The organism is Kitasatospora sp. NPDC057542 (genome assembly GCF_042801945.1).
In the GTDB taxonomy this organism is placed as follows: Bacteria; Actinomycetota; Actinomycetes; order Streptomycetales; family Streptomycetaceae; genus Kitasatospora.
This window is the reverse complement of record NZ_JBHVFE010000209.1, coordinates 1-14,739: the sequence shown is the minus strand read 5'-3', so window position 1 is coordinate 14,739 and position 14,739 is coordinate 1. Positions and strand designations below refer to the sequence as shown.

Genomic DNA, 14,739 nt, shown 5'->3' with positions numbered 1-14,739 from the left:
GAACCGGTCGTACACCCGCCAACGGAGGGCATCCGCCGGAAGGCGGAGGCCCTCCGGCAGCCGCAACCACCGGGCCGGAGGCGGGTGGAGACCCTCCGGCAGGCCCGACTACCGGCCCGGCGCGGGGCGGACCGGATGCTTGCTCAGGATGGACACCCGGTTGAAGGAGTTGATGGTGATCGCCACCCACACCGCCGCGGATATCTCCTCGTCGCTCAGCACCTCGCGCGCCAGGGCGTACGCGGCGTCCTGGAGCGCCGCGTCCGCCGGGGCCGTGGTCGCCTCGGCCAGCCCGAGCACGGCACGCTCCCGGTCGCTGAAGACCTCGGTGTCGCGCCAGGCCGGGAGCACGCCCAGCCGCTGGGTGGTCTCGCCCTCGCGGATCGCGGCCCTGGTGTGCACGTGCAGGCAGTAGGCGCAGCCGTTGATCTGCGACACCCGGAGGTTGACCAGCTCGATCAGCCGGCGGTCCAGCCCGGCCTCGGCCGCGGCCTCGCGCGCCGCCTCGGCGGCGGCCAGCAGCGCCTTGTAGGCCTGGGGGCTCTGCTTGTCGATGAACACCCGCCGGTCCGTCGGGACCACCGTCACATCACTCACCTGGACTCCTTAGGCTGATCATGCTGTCGCCCGCCACTCTGCCATGGCATGATAGTTGAATATAGAACTAAAAGCACCCCGGGAGGGACCCCACCGTGAGCACCGCCGAGACCGACCTCGTCGAGACGCCCGCCGCCGATCCGCGGGTGGAGGTCCTGCCCGCCCGGGACGTGCCGCTCGGCGGCCCGCGCGCGATGACCGTACGCCGCACCCTGCCACAGCGTTCCCGCACCATGATCGGCGCCTGGTGCTTCGTCGACCACTACGGGCCCGACGACGTCGCGAGCACCGGCGGCATGGACGTCGCCCCGCACCCGCACACCGGGCTCCAGACCGTGAGCTGGCTGTTCACCGGCGAGATCGAACACCGGGACAGCCTCGGCGTGCACGCGTACGTCCGGCCGGGCGAGGTCAACCTGATGACCTCCGGCCACGGCATCGCCCACTCCGAGGTCTCCACCCCGGCCACCACCGTCCTGCACGGCGTGCAGCTGTGGGTCGCCCTGCCCGAGGACCACCGGCACACCGGGCGCGACTTCCGCCACCACGCGCCCGGCCCGGTCGCCCTCGACGGCGGCGAGGCGCGGGTCTTCCTCGGCACCCTCGCCGGCGACACCTCCCCCGTCCCCACCTTCACCCCGCTGCTCGGCGCCGAGCTGATCCTTCGCCCGCAGGCCACCATCACCCTCGACGTCGACCCCGCCTTCGAACACGGCCTGCTGGTCGACAGCGGCGAGGTCCGCCTCCTCGACACCCTGCTGCGCCCCGCCGAACTCGGCTACGTCGCCCCCGGCCACAGCACCCTGACCCTCGCCAACACCGGCGGGGCCGACGCCCGGCTGGTCCTGCTCGGCGGCACGCCCTTCGAGGAGCAGATCGTCATGTGGTGGAACTTCATCGGGCGGTCCCACGAAGACATTACCCGAGCGCGCGAGGAGTGGATGAGCTCCGCGAACCCCGACCGCTTCGGCACCGTACAGGGCTACCCCGGCGACCGCCTGCCCGCCCCGGAGCTCCCCGGCATCCCCCTCAAGCCCCGCGGACGCACCCGCTGACCTGCTGCTTTGCAGGGCGGGGAGCCGGCCGCAGAATCAGCCGAGCTCCCCGCCTCCATACCCCCACCCAGACGCCGATCCGGCACGTCCGAGGCTCCGGTCGCGCGGCTGCCGCTTCACAGGATCCGACAGGCTGCGACCACGTCTACTCGGACCAATGCTGACTCAATGCCGACTTTCCTGACGCTTCGTCAGGTGATCTCGACCGACCTCGGCAGGCATCGAGGCGGCGGGAGCAGAGCGGCGTCGATGACCCGTCGCATGCGCGGCGTCGCCCCTTCGTCCAGAGGCACAGCGCACAGCGACGAGGCCGACGGACGGCTTCGGCCCGGAGCCGCCAACGCACCCGACTACCGGCCGAACTCCGTTCCATTGGCTCGGCCGGGCAACGGGACCAGCCTGGCCTGCGGGTTCGACACCGGCGGTGTTCGCGGAGGAAGGTAGGCGGTTGGCGGCCCTCGCCGGGCGACGGTCGGCGAGGGCCGGCCCGGCAGTGAGGAGCAGCAGTGAGCGATCGAAGCGCGATCGAGTGGACGGAAGCGACCTGGAACCCGACCACCGGATGCGACCGGGTCTCCGCCGGCTGCGACAACTGCTACGCCCTGACCCTGGCCAAGCGGCTGAAGGCCATGGGCGCCGCCAAGTACCAGACGGACGGCGACCCGCGAACGTCCGGACCCGGCTTCGGTCTTGCGCTGCATCCGGACGCGCTCGACGTCCCGAAGCGCTGGCACAGCCCCCGGGTCGTGTTCGTGAACTCGATGAGCGACCTCTTCCACGCCCGGGTGCCGCTCCCGTTCGTCCGGGACGTGTTCCAGGTGATCGCCGACACCCCCCAGCACACCTACCAGGTGCTGACGAAGCGCTCCGTGCGCCTTCGCCGAGTCGCCGACCGACTGGAGTGGCCGGACAACCTCTGGATGGGGGTGTCGGTCGAGGACGAGAGCCAGCTGGATCGCATCGACGATCTGCGAGCCGTCCCGGCCACGGTCCGGTTCCTCTCCCTGGAGCCGCTACTCGGACCGCTGCCGGAACTGGACCTCGACGGCATCGGCTGGGTGATCGCCGGCGGCGAGTCGGGCCCCGGCCATCGCCCGATGGACCCCGCGTGGGTCACCGCCATCCGCGACGCCTGCCAGGCGGCCGGCGTGCCGTTCTTCTTCAAGCAGTGGGGCGGCCGCAACCCCAAGGCTCGCGGCCGTGACCTCAACGGCCGCACCTGGGACGAGATGCCCGTACGAGGACCGCTCGTGGTGCCCTGATCCGGTGCGCCGTGCACGCCCTCTGTTCGCGCCCTGACGATTGTGTGATCCTGCCTCCGGCAGCGACGGCTCACCGTACCGGGGAGACACATGGCGGCACCGAAGGACGTCATCTGGCCACGCGACCCGCACACCGCCGCCAAGCACGCCCTGCTGCGGCGCTACCTCCAGGCCTGGGCACCGATCATGCTCAGCCGCAACGACGTCGTCACCTACGCAGAGGGCTTCGCGGGCCCCGGCGTCTACCGCGACGGCGAACCCGGCTCCCCCGTCGTCGCCCACCAGGTCTTCTCCGGAGCGCTTCGGCGCAGCCCCCGCCGCGTGAAGATGGTGCTGGTCGAGGAGGACGCCCGGCGCAAGACCGAGTTGGAGCACCGCATCGCGGTGGCCGCAGGCACCCACGGGCCCCGGAGCGGCCGGCTGGACGTGCACATAGCCCAGGGCCAGTGCCATCCCGACCTGCTGCAACAGCTCGCCCGAGCCGGCAGTCTGAACCACCCCATGTTCGTCCTGCTCGACGGCTTCGGCGGCCCTGAAGTCCCCTTCCCCCTCCTGCGACGGATCGCCACCCAGCGCCGCAGCGAGGTGATGGTCACCTTCCAACCCGCGTTCCTCGTCCGCTTCGCCGGCAAGGACGAACGCCACCGCGCGGCCGGCGACGCCTTCTTCGGCGACAGCGACTGGCACGGCGTCTTCCAGCAGCCGTCCTCCGCGAAGGCCGCCTACCTGCGCGACCGCTACCGCGAGTCCCTCGGACGCGCCGGGTTCCAGCACACTTTGGTCTTCGAGATGATCGACGAAACCAACCACCTCCTCTACCTCATCTTCGGCACCCGCCACGAGCGTGGCGTGGAGAAGATGAAGGAAGCCATGTGGGTCGTCGACACCACCTCCGGCGTCCGCTACCGCGACCCCAAGGACCCCAACCAGCAGGCCCTCGACCTCGAACTCGAACCCGACACCGGCCCCCTGCGCCGCATCCTGCTCGACCACCTGCGCACCGCCCCGGCCGCCCGCAGCGTCGACCAGCTCAAGAAGTACGCCCTCCTGGAGACCGTCTACCGCCCCACCCAGGTCATACCGCGCCTCAAGAGAATGCGCGACGACCGGGACATCGACGTCTCCCCGGGCCGGATCACCGGAGCCAGCACCGTCACCGCGCTGCACCAGGACGCACTGTTCTGACGAGCGGTCGCGGCGCAGGCCGACGGCGTCGCCACGGTCTCCTGAGCCAGGGCCCGGTGGCGCTACGCCTGCCGCCCCGGCAGCCGCGGCGGGACGGCGACGATGAACGGGCGGGCTCGTCGAGCGTCCGGGCGCCGGCCGAGGAGTCCACCCGTGCGGGGAGCAGGACCCGGGCGCCTCGACCGGTGCGACGATGAGGCTCACTGCCGACGACGGCTCCAGGTGCTCGGCATGCGGCATCCGGGTGCGGCACCGGGTTCGCGTGAACCGGAATCCCAGCGCTGAAGGACTCCGTTGGGAAATCCGCGAAACGGCTGTTCGGGGAGGAGACCGCGCTCGGCGCCGAACTGCCCGCCTTCCTCACCACCGAGGCCTATGCCCGCCACCTCGTACGAATCCGCACCGCGGCCTGAGCCGCCCCACCACGGAGGCAGTACACCATGGACGAGATACGCCGTGTCGCCGTCGTCGGCGCCGGGCAGATGGGCTCCGGCATCGCCGAGGTCTTCGCCCGCGCCGGTCTGGACACCGTCGTCTGCGAGGCCGGCCGGGACGCCCTGCGCGCCGCCCGCAGCCGGATCGACCGCTCCCTGCACCGCGCCGCCGACCGCGGCCGGATCAACGAGGAACAGCGCACCGACGCCTGGGCCCACCTGCTGTTCGCCGACGACCTGGAGTCGCTCGCCGACCGCCAGCTGGTCGTCGAGGACGTCGTCGAGGACGAGCGGGTCAAGGCCGAGGTGCTCACCACCCTGGACAAGGTGCTCGTCGCCGAGGACGCCGTCCTGGCCACCAACACCTCGGCCATCCCGGTCACCCGGCTGGGCATCGCCACCGGCCGCGCCTCCCACGTCCTGGGCCTGCACTTCTTCAACCCCGCCCCGGTGATGCCCCTGGTCGAGCTGGTGTCCTCGCTGCACACCGCCCCGGCCGTCCTCGACCGGGTGGAGGCCTTCACCCGGGACGTCCTCGGCAGGCACGTCATCCACTCGCGTGACCGGGCCGGCTTCGTCGTCAACGCCCTGCTGGTGCCCTACCTGCTCTCCGCCATCCGGATGGCCGAGGCCGGCCACGCCAGCCCCGAGGACATCGACGCCGGTATGGTCCACGGCTGCGCCCACCCCATGGGCCCGCTGCAACTCGCCGACCTGATCGGCCTGGACACCGTCGAGGCGATCGCCCGGTCCATGTACGACGAGTACAAGGAGCCGCTGTACGCCCCGCCGCCGCTGCTCTCCCGCATGGTCGAGGCGGGGCTGCTCGGCCGTAAGAGCGGTCGGGGGTTCCACGCGCACCCCTCGGTGTGACGAGCACGCCCCGCCGACGCCCGGTTCCCGTCAGGGAAGGCCCGGCACCGGCGGGGCGCCGTGCTGCCCATGTGCGGCAGAGCCGCCGCATCGGTGCCTCCAGCGCGGCGAGCCCGTGACGTCAGGCAGTGACGCGTCCGGCCGAAAGGACGTTCTCCCGGAAGCAGTCCGGTCGAGGCCCTTGGTGCGGCACGCCCGGCCCCTCTCGACGCCGCACCCGATCGCGCTCCGCCCCGTCGAGGACGGCCTGGTGGACCGCTCGGGCCAGCCGGGCGCCCCAGACCGACCGCGGGCCGCCGAAGGGGTCGGCCACCCCGCCGTCGACCGGAGTGCGAACGGCCACGCACACGGCGTCGGACGGTGTTCCGGAGCACGAGTAGCCGGCGTCCAGGAGAGCCTGCACTTTCGCCTCGGTGGCCGTCGCCAGCAGGTTCACCAGACCCGCGTCCGCCACCGGCGCAGGCACGACCGCGAGGATGTTGATCGTCCCCGGGACGTACGGACCGGTCGGTGACTCGGTTGCCGCGGCCCAGGTCGGAACGCCGATGCCGGTCGTCACCAGAGCGGCAGCACCGCCGTCCTCACCCCAGGTGCAGTCGTCGACCTCCGCAGCGGTCATCAGACCGACGCCCGGGCCTCGCAATCCCTCGGCCTCCGCCAGCTCCGCCAGGTGCCGCTCCGGATCCATGCGGCTGTAGCCCGGGCGGACCTGGGCGTTCATCACCCAGCCACGCTCGCCGATCCCACCGCCCAGCACGGCGCTGCTGACCATCCGCCAGCCCGGACCGGCCTTCCACACCAACAGGTGACGACACGAGCCGTCCTCCGACCGCGCTGACCGGAGGACGGCAGGTCGCCGAATCTCGGACACCAGGCTGTTCGCTGTGATCACCTCAGAGGCAGGGGGTCAGGCCGGCTCGGTCCAGCGGCGACGTGCGGTGATCACCGGCTGATGAGGCCTTGTGGATCCTAGCCTTCCGAGACCGATCCGCAGGATCCGCGGATTCGCAGCACGAAGGTGTCCGGATTCCGCAGATTGGCCTGCTGGATCCCCGCCCGCCGGCGCGGCAGCCTGGAGCGCACGAGCCCGTCAGGGCAGTTCCGACGCTCACGAGGAGTCCCGTGATCGAGCACCACGTCCGTGTCCACCCCAGTGCCGACCGTCTTCCGCGCGAGGAGCAGCTCGCCTGGAAGCTCGCCTCCGTCGCGACCGGCACCGGGGAACTGGAGCCCGCCAGCGTGGAGATGGCCGTCAACCGGGTGATCGACAACGCCTCGGTGGCGATCGCGTCGCTGCTGCGCAGGCCGGTGGCGGTGGCCCGGTCCCAGGCCCTCGTCCACCCCAGTGCCACCCCGGGGGCCCAGGTGTTCGGCAGCCTGACCCGGGTCTCGCCCGAGTGGGCGGCCTGGGCCAACGGCACGGCCGTGCGCGAGCTGGACTTCCACGACACCTACCTCGCCGCCGACTACTCCCACCCCGGGGACAACATCCCGCCACTGCTGGCCGTCGCCCAGCACACCGGGCGCACCGGCGCCGACCTGCTGCGCGGCATCGTCGCCGCGTACGAGGTCCACGTCGCGCTGGTGCGGGGCATCTGCCTGCACGCCCACCGGGTCGACCACGTCGCACACCTGAGCGCGGCCACCGCCTGCGGCATCGGCGCGCTGCTGCGGCTGCCGACGGAGACGGTGTACCAGGCGGTGCAGCAGGCCGTGCACACCACGACGGCGACCCGGCAGTCCCGCAAGGGTGAGATCTCCGGTTGGAAGGCCTTCGCGCCTGCTTTCGCCGGCAAGGCCGCGATCGAGGCGGTGGACCGGGCGATGCGCGGCGCGACCTCGCCGTCCCCGATCTACGAGGGTGAGGACGGCTTCCTCGCGTGGATGCTCGACGGCCCTCGGTCCGACTACACCGTGCTCCTGCCCGAGCCCGGGGAACCGCGCCGGGCGATCCTGGACACCTACACCAAGGAGCACTCCGCCGAGTACCAGGCCCAGGCGATCATCGACCTGGCCCGGCGACTGCGGGAGAAGACCGGGCCACTGGAGCGGGTGCGTTCGGTGGTCCTTCACACCAGCCACCACACCCACCACGTGATCGGCTCCGGCGCCAACGACCCGCAGAAGTACGACCCGGCTGCCAGCCGCGAGACCCTCGACCACTCGATCCCGTACATCCTCGCCGTGGCCCTGGAGGACGGCGGCTGGCACCACGAGCGCTCCTACGCCCCCGAGCGGGCCAGCCGCCCCGAGACCGTCGCCCTGTGGCGGAAGGTCAGCACGGTCGAGGACCCGCAATGGACCCGCCGCTACCACGACCCCGACCCGGAGCGCCGGGCCTTCGGCGGCCGGGTGGTGATCACCCTGGACGATGGTTCGGTGGTCGAGGACGAGCTGGCCGTCGCCGACGCCCACCCGGCCGGTGGCCGCCCCTTCGACCGCCCCGCCTACCAGCGGAAGTTCCGCACCCTGACGGAGGGCATCGTCACCCCTACCGACCAGGACCGCTTCCTGTCAGCCGCAGCCGGTATCGCCGAGCGGAAGGCCGCCGGCCTCGACGAACTGTTCCCGGCCGTCGACACGGAGGCCGTGCGCGAGTTCGACGACACTCTGCCGAAGGGCCTGTTCTGATGCTGCACACCCGCACCACCGCCTCCGAGCGCCGCCGGGCGTTCCGTGAGCAGCTCGCCTCCGGACGGCTGCTGCGCATTCCCGGCGCGATCAACCCGCTCTCCGCCCGCCTCATCCAGGACACCGGCTTCGACGCGGTCTACCTGTCCGGCGCCGTGCTCTCCGCCGATCTCGGCCTGCCCGACATCGGCCTCACCACCTCCACCGAGATCGCCGCCCGCGCCCAGCAGACCACCAGGGCCACCGACCTCCCGGTCCTCATCGACGCCGACACCGGCTTCGGCGAACCGATGAACGCCGCCCGCACCGTCCAGCTGATGGAGGACGCGGGCCTCGCCGGTCTCCATCTGGAGGACCAGGTCAACCCCAAGCGCTGCGGCCACCTCGACGGCAAGGCGGTCGTGCCCCGCGAGGAGATGGTCCGTCGGATCAGGGGCGCCGTGGACGCCCGTCGCGACCCCGACTTCCTGCTGATGGCCCGCACCGACGCCCGCTCCGTCGAAGGACTCGATGCGGCGATCGACCGGGCGAAGGCCTACGTCGACGCCGGAGCCGATGCCGTCTTCCCGGAAGCCCTCGCCGACATCTCCGAATACGAGGCCTTCCGCGAGGCGGTGGACGTGCCGCTGCTCGCGAACCTCACCGAGTTCGGCAAGACCCCGCTGCTGGACACCCGCACCCTGGAGAGCCTCGGCTACAACATCGCCCTCTACCCGGTCACACTGCTGCGGCTCGCCATGGGCGCGATCGAGGACGGGCTGCACACCATCGCCGCCGAGGGCACCCAGGCCTCCCTGCTGCCGCGCATGCAGACCCGCTCCCGGCTCTACGAACTCCTCGGCTACCAGGAGTACTCGGCCTTCGACTCGGCCGTCTTCGACTTCACCCTCCCGCCCGGCACCTGACCGGCCACCACGTACCGGAGGCACCGACCCATGCCCACCACCGCACCTGAGGTCCATCGCGGCCTCGCCGGTGTCGTCGTCGACACCACGGAGATCTCCACCGTCATCGAGGAGACCAACTCCCTGACCTACCGTGGCTACCCCGTCCAGGACCTCGCCGCCCACCGCTCCTTCGAGGAGGTCGTGTACCTGCTGTGGCACGGCGAACTGCCCGACGACGCCCAGCTGCGCGAGTTCCGGGCCCGCGAGCGCGCCCTGCGCCCGCTCGACCGCACCACCGCCGAACTGCTCGCCCGGCTACCCGAGACCTGCCACCCGATGGACGTGCTGCGCACCGCCGTCAGCTTCTTCGGCGCCGAGGACCCGGCCGAGGACGACGGCCGCCCGGCCCCCAACCTCGCCAAGTCCCTCACCCTGCTGGCCAAACTGCCCACCGTCGTCGCCGCCGACCAGCGCCGCCGACGCGGCCTGGCCCCGATCCCGCCGGACCCGGACCTCGGGTACGCGGAGAACTTCTTCCACATGTGCTTCGGCGCGGTGCCCGCCCCCGAGGTCGTGCGCTGCTTCGAGATCTCACTCGTGCTGTACGCCGAACACAGCTTCAACGCCTCGACGTTCACCGCCCGGGTCGTCACCTCCGCCCTCTCCGACCTCTACAGCGCCGTCACCGCGGCGATCGGCGCGCTCAGTCCCGGCTCACCTCCGCGATGTCGTCCGCCGCGACGGGGGCACCGGACGCCTCGTCCGCAAGCGCGGCGCGCAGGTCGGTGGCGAGGCGCTCTTCGTCGGCCTCGGAGAAGAACTCCGGGTCCACGCCGAACACCTCGGCGATCCGCAGCAGCACGGCGGCGGTGAGCGGGCGCTGGCTGTGCTCGATCTGGTTGAGGTAGCTGGTCGAAATGCCGAGCACGTGGGCCAGTTCGACCTGGTTCATGCCGTGCTCTCGGCGCAGCCGGCGCAGCTTGGCGTGGGCGAAGATCTTGCGCCCGGCGGGACGTGCCATGGTGCGACGCACCCCTCTTCTCTCCTCGACGGGGCGCGCCACCGGGGCGGGTGCAGCACACGGTCTGCACCCGCCCGTTCGGTCTCGCGTCGGTGCGTCAGCCGGCCAGTTCCTCGCGCAGCAGACGTGCGGCGCCGACCAGGCTCTCCAGAGCGGCACGGGTCTCCGGCCAGCCGCGGGTCTTCAGGCCGCAGTCGGGGTTGACCCAGAGCCGCTCGGCCGGGATCGCATCCAGGCCGGCGCGCAGCAGTTCCACGGCCTCCTCGGTGCTCGGCACCCGCGGCGAGTGGATGTCCCACACACCGGGGCCGACCTCGCGCGGGTAGCCCGCCTCGGCGAGTTCGTCGGCCACCTCCATGTGGGAGCGGGTGGCCTCCAGGGAGATGACGTCCGCGTCGAGTTCGTCGATCGCCGTCATGATCGCGCCGAACTCGGCGTAGCACATGTGGGTGTGGATCTGGGTGTCGGCCCGCACCCCCGAAGTGGCCAGCCGGAACGCCTCGGTGGCCCACGCCAGGTACGCCGGGCGGTCGGCGGCCCGCAGCGGCAGGGTCTCGCGCAGGGCCGGCTCGTCGACCTGGACGACCGCCGCGCCCGCCGCCTCCAGGTCGGTGACCTCGTCGCGCAGGGCGAGGGCGACCTGGCGGGCGGTGTCGCCGAGCGGCTGGTCGTCGCGGACGAAGGACCAGGCGAGCATGGTGACCGGACCGGTGAGCATGCCCTTGACCGGCCGGCCGGTCAGGCCCTGGGCGTAGCGGAACCAGTCGACGGTCATCGGGTGCGGCCGGGAGATGTCCCCGGCGAGGACCGGCGGGCGCACGTACCGGCTGCCGTAGGACTGCACCCAGCCGTGCCGGGTGGCGAGGTAGCCGGTGAGCTGCTCGGCGAAGTACTGGACCATGTCGTTGCGCTCGGGCTCGCCGTGCACCAGGACGTCCAGTCCGGCCTTCTCCTGGTACGCGATGACCTCGCGGATCTCGGCCTCCATCCGCTCCCGGTAGGCGGCGTCATCGATCCGCCCGGCCGTCAGATCGGCGCGGGAGAGGCGCAGTTCGGTGGTCTGTGGGAAGGATCCGATGGTGGTGGTCGGCAGCAGCGGCAGGCCGAGCCGGGCGCGCTGGGCCTCGGCCCGCTCCGGGTAGGCCTGGGCGCGGCGGGTGTCGTCGGCGGTGACGGCGGCGGTGCGGGCACGGACGGCGGGGTCGTGGGTGATCGGGGAGGTGGCGCGGGAGGCGAGGTCGGCACGGTTGGCGGCGAGTTCGGCGGTGATCGCGCCGGTGCCCTCGTGCAGACCGCGGGCGAGCAGCGCCGCCTCGGCGGCCTTCTGCTTGGCGAACGCGAGCCAGCGGGCGATCTGCGGGTCGATGTCGCGTTCGAGGGTTGCGTCGATCGGCACGTGCAGCAGAGAGCAGGAGGGCGCGACGTCGACCCGGTCGGCGAGTCCGAGCAGGGTGGCCAGGGTGGAGAGCGACTTCTCCACGTCGTTGATCCAGATGTTGCGGCCGTCGATCACTCCGGCGACCAGCCGTTTGCCGGGCAGCCCGCCCACCGCGGCGAGGTCGTCCAGGTTGGCGGCGGCCGGGCCGGTGAAGTCCAGCGCCAAGCCTTCGACCGGAGCCTTCGCCAGCACCGCCAGCGCCTCGCCGAGCTGGTCGAAGTAGCTGGCGACCAGCAGCTTGGGCCGGTCGGTGAGGGCGCCCAGCTCGCGGTAGGCGCGGGCGGCGGCGTTCAGCTCGGCCGGGGTGCGGTCCTGGACCAGCGCGGGCTCGTCCAACTGCACCCACTCGGCCCCCGCGTCCTTCAGCGCCGCGAGCAGCTGCGCGTAGACCGGCAGCAGCCGGTCCAGGAGGGTGATCGGCTGGAATTCGGCGGCCACCCCGGGCGCCGGCTTCGCCAGCAGCAGGTAGGTCACCGGCCCGACCAGCACCGGCCTGGCGTCATGGCCAAGCGCGAGGGCCTCCTTGAGCTCGCCGACGGCCTTGGCCGGGTTCGCGGCGAAGGCGGAGTCCGGGCCCAGCTCCGGGACGAGGTAGTGGTAGTTGGTGTCGAACCACTTGGTCATCTCCAGCGGTGCGACGTCCTGGGTGCCGCGCGCCATGGCGAAGTAGCCGTCCAGCGCGTCGACTTCGACTGCCTCCCGGTGCCTGGGCGGGATCGCGCCGACGGCGACGGTGGTGTCCAGCACGTGGTCGTAGAGCGAGAAGTCCCCGGTCGGGACCTCCTCGATGCCGGAGTCGGCGAGCTGCTGCCAGTTCCCGCGGCGCAGGTCGGCGGCGGTGGCCAGCAGGGCGTCGGCGGTGACCGTGCCCTTCCAGTACCCCTCGACGGCCTTCTTGAGCTCCCGACCCCGGCCCTGGCGGGGGTAGCCGTACACGGTCGCGATTGCCGCGGCTGCGGACTTCGTAGTCAAGGGACTCTCCTTCGCGAGTCTGTCTCCTCAAGTACCCGGGGACGGGGCGAGGGCGCGAAGGGATGACGAACCGGGCGGCGGCCGTCACGGAACGTACGGGCCTGATCTGCCTGGTATGGTCGCCGACCCGCCCACGAGGTCACCGGATAGCCGCACGCAGGTCGTCTGCGTACGGGCAGTGGCAGGTCTTCGGACTCGCGGGCACGCCCACCCCATGAAAGGCGGACACCTACTGGCCGTCGCTTCCCAGACCCTCCCGGGCCCAGTGCATATGACGGCGGTTGTTCCCACTCACCGCTGCGGGGCAGTCCCGGATTCCCACCGGGTTCCCTCTTACGACGCGCCTGCCTGGCGGACAGGGCGAACCGGCTGCCTGATCAGCTTATGCGCAAACAGTTGGGACTGACGCGGAGATCGTGGAACATGTCCGCATGATGAGACCCCATCGCGGCCCGCGGGCCGACGGTCAGGTTCGCGGCGAGGTGCCCGGCGTGCGTGGCAGGGCAGCGCGAATGTCCGCGATCAGTTGGGGCACGCCGCGACCCGGGCCCAACTGACCCTCCAGTCGCTCGATCTGGTCGGCGGGAATGCTCGCCAGCACCCGTTGGGCTTCACCCAACAGCTGCCGTCCCCGGCGGAGGTCGAGCTTCATCCCGGCGACCTGCGCCTGCGCCCCGCCCAGCTGGCGGCGTGCGGATTCCAGTCCGGCGTGCTGTTCCGGGGTCAGGACGACGACGTCGACCCCGTTCAGCGTCATCGTCCGGTGCTTCGCAGGCTTGGGCACGATGGTGACCTTTCGGTTCAGGAGTGCGCCTGCCCCGTGGGCTGAGCGACGGTTTGCGGCCCCAGCGTGACATCCGGACCGTGATGGGCCTCGAAATGCACTGTGGGCTCGAAGTTGGCGCGGCGGGCCGCTCGGCGGAAGACGGTCAGGACGGCCGGCCCGACGACGAGCACGGCGGTCAGGGTGGTGACGGCTCGGCCGGTGTCCCAGCCGAGCGAAGTGGCGAGGTCGAAGAGCAGGTAGCGATGCCACTGCTCGGTGAAGGGCAGGCCGGGGAGGTAGGCGATGGAGCTGTTCGGGTCGGTCGAGAACGGCCAGAAGGACAGGTTCAGCAGGAAGCCGAAAAGGTAGCCGGAGAAGGCCCCGTACACGGCCAGCATCGGCACTTCCCAGCCCCGCCGGGCCTTCGGCAGCAGCCCGGCGAGCATGCCGACGAAGGCGCAGCCGAACATCTGGTAAGGCATCCAGGGGCCGACTCCGCCGGTGAGCAGGGCTGAGGCGAACAGCGAGGTGCAGCCGAGGGTGAAGCCGAAGCCGGGGCCGAAGACGCGGCCCGCCAGGACGAGGGTGAAGAAGACCGTCTCCACTCCGGCGGTCCCGGCGCCGAGGGGCCGGAGTCCGGCGTTGACGGCCGAAAGCACGCCGAGCATGGCGAGGGCCTTGGCGTCGATGCCGCCGGCCGAGATCTCGGCGATGACGACGGCGAGTACCAGGACGAGCAGCGCTCCGAAGATCAGCGGCGGGGCGTAGTTGGAGCCGAACTTTCCGGGGGCGACGACGAACGGCCAGGTGAAGGCGACCAGGCCGATGAAGGCGGCCAGGGCGACGACGACGCGGGCCCGGCCGGGGATCCGGACGGCGGTCATCGGGTGGCCTCCGCCGTTTCCAGGGCCGCCCCGACCTGCCGTGCCGTCAGATAGGCGAGTGGGGCGAGGATCTTGGCGGTCTGCGGGGCGAAGGTCGGCGAGGCGACGATGACCTCGGCGGTGGGGCCGTCGGCGACGATCTCGCCCTCGGCCATCACCACGACGCGGTCGGCGGCAGAGGCGACGAACTCGACGTCGTGGGTCGAGACGACGACCGTACGGCCTTCGGCGGCGAGGGCGTCCACGATGCCGGTGAGCGCCTCCTTCGCGTGGTAGTCGAGGCCTCGGGTGGGTTCGTCCAGCAGCACGACCCGTGGTGCGGCGGACAGTTGGATCGCCAGGACGAGGGCCAGCTTCTGCCCCTCGGAGAGGTCCCGGGGGTGGGTGTCGTCCGGGATCCCTGGGGCCAGGCGGTCGAGGATCTGCCGTGCGGTCGGCCCGCCGGCGCCATCGGCTTCGAGGTCGCTCTGGGCGAGTTCCTGGGCGACCGTCTCCAGGTACAGCAGGTCGGTGGGGGTCTGCGGGACGAGTCCGACCAGCTGCCGGGCCCGGGCCGCGGGCAGGCGCTTGGGGTCCGCGGCCGGGCCGCCCCCGGCTCCGGTGACCTTCACGCTGCCGCCCTGGCGGGGCCCGGAGCCCTGGAGGGCCCAGAGCAGCGAGGACTTGCCGGAGCCGTTGCGGCCCATCAGCGCCGTGACCTCGCCCGCGCGCAGTGCCAGCCGGACGTCCCGGAC

The 14,739-nt window shown here is 71.9% G+C and carries 12 protein-coding genes, 2 pseudogenes and 1 riboswitch; of the genes and pseudogenes, 7 read left to right on the top strand and 7 right to left on the bottom strand.

Features of this window, described 5'->3' with window-relative positions; genetic code table 11:
• Positions 1 to 108: 108 nt before the first annotated feature.
• Complete coding sequence (locus ACFU7Y_RS24575) at positions 109 to 597, bottom strand: carboxymuconolactone decarboxylase family protein (protein WP_380769663.1); 489 nt, start codon at positions 595 to 597, stop codon at positions 109 to 111.
• 95 nt (positions 598 to 692) lie between these two features.
• Here ACFU7Y_RS24575 and ACFU7Y_RS24570 point away from each other — a divergent pair, with 95 nt between their 5' ends.
• From ACFU7Y_RS24570 to ACFU7Y_RS24555, 4 genes are all read left to right on the top strand, one after another.
• The gene (locus ACFU7Y_RS24570) at positions 693 to 1,652 is read left to right on the top strand and encodes a pirin family protein (protein ID WP_380769662.1); all 960 of its coding nucleotides are present in this window, start codon (positions 693 to 695) and stop codon (positions 1,650 to 1,652) included.
• Between the two features lie 506 nt (positions 1,653 to 2,158).
• A complete protein-coding gene (locus tag ACFU7Y_RS24565) occupies positions 2,159 to 2,914 on the top strand; it encodes a DUF5131 family protein (protein ID WP_380769661.1) in 756 nt (251 codons plus the stop codon).
• Between the two features lie 90 nt (positions 2,915 to 3,004).
• Positions 3,005 to 4,099 (top strand): three-Cys-motif partner protein TcmP, encoded by a 1,095-nt coding sequence (locus tag ACFU7Y_RS24560; RefSeq protein ID WP_380769660.1) that lies wholly within the window; start codon positions 3,005 to 3,007, stop codon positions 4,097 to 4,099.
• Between the two features lie 440 nt (positions 4,100 to 4,539).
• Positions 4,540 to 5,406: a 3-hydroxybutyryl-CoA dehydrogenase gene (locus tag ACFU7Y_RS24555; RefSeq protein WP_380769659.1), complete on the top strand. Its 867-nt coding sequence runs from the start codon at positions 4,540 to 4,542 to the stop codon at positions 5,404 to 5,406.
• Positions 5,407 to 5,527: 121 nt separating this feature from the next.
• On the opposite strand, the gene ACFU7Y_RS24550 is transcribed toward ACFU7Y_RS24555, so the two are convergent.
• Entirely contained in the window at positions 5,528 to 6,298 is a 771-nt protein-coding gene (locus ACFU7Y_RS24550; protein WP_380769658.1) for an adenosylcobinamide amidohydrolase, read from the bottom strand.
• A gap of 230 nt (positions 6,299 to 6,528) precedes the next feature.
• On the opposite strand from ACFU7Y_RS24550, the gene ACFU7Y_RS24545 reads away from it, so the two are divergent.
• The 3 genes and pseudogenes from ACFU7Y_RS24545 to ACFU7Y_RS24535 form a co-directional block, all read left to right on the top strand.
• Positions 6,529 to 8,037, top strand: a complete 1,509-nt coding sequence (locus tag ACFU7Y_RS24545; RefSeq protein ID WP_380769657.1) for an MmgE/PrpD family protein — start codon at positions 6,529 to 6,531, stop codon at positions 8,035 to 8,037.
• A complete protein-coding gene (gene prpB, locus ACFU7Y_RS24540; RefSeq protein ID WP_380769656.1) occupies positions 8,037 to 8,942 on the top strand; it encodes a methylisocitrate lyase in 906 nt (301 codons plus the stop codon). Before ACFU7Y_RS24545 ends, prpB begins: the two co-directional genes overlap by 1 nt.
• A 30-nt stretch (positions 8,943 to 8,972) precedes the next feature.
• Positions 8,973 to 9,629: pseudogene (locus ACFU7Y_RS24535) on the top strand (citrate/2-methylcitrate synthase); the annotation flags it as partial.
• A gap of 1 nt (position 9,630) precedes the next feature.
• On the opposite strand, the pseudogene ACFU7Y_RS24530 reads toward ACFU7Y_RS24535, so the two are convergent.
• The 5 genes and pseudogenes from ACFU7Y_RS24530 to ACFU7Y_RS24510 all read right to left on the bottom strand — a co-directional run.
• Positions 9,631 to 9,945: pseudogene (locus tag ACFU7Y_RS24530) on the bottom strand (helix-turn-helix domain-containing protein); the annotation flags it as partial.
• Between the two features lie 97 nt (positions 9,946 to 10,042).
• On the bottom strand, positions 10,043 to 12,355 hold the full coding sequence (gene metE / locus ACFU7Y_RS24525; protein WP_380769655.1) for a 5-methyltetrahydropteroyltriglutamate--homocysteine S-methyltransferase: 2,313 nt from the start codon (positions 12,353 to 12,355) through the stop codon (positions 10,043 to 10,045).
• 162 nt (positions 12,356 to 12,517) lie between these two features.
• Positions 12,518 to 12,740: riboswitch (cobalamin riboswitch) on the bottom strand.
• 81 nt (positions 12,741 to 12,821) lie between these two features.
• Entirely contained in the window at positions 12,822 to 13,139 is a 318-nt protein-coding gene (locus ACFU7Y_RS24520) for a hypothetical protein (RefSeq protein WP_224276776.1), read from the bottom strand.
• A gap of 17 nt (positions 13,140 to 13,156) precedes the next feature.
• Positions 13,157 to 14,005, bottom strand: coding sequence for an ECF transporter S component (locus tag ACFU7Y_RS24515; RefSeq protein WP_224276778.1), 849 nt, complete (start codon positions 14,003 to 14,005; stop codon positions 13,157 to 13,159).
• A partial coding sequence (locus tag ACFU7Y_RS24510) for an ATP-binding cassette domain-containing protein (protein ID WP_380769654.1) occupies positions 14,002 to 14,739 on the bottom strand: 738 nt, incomplete at its 5' end. The genes ACFU7Y_RS24510 and ACFU7Y_RS24515, both read right to left, overlap by 4 nt.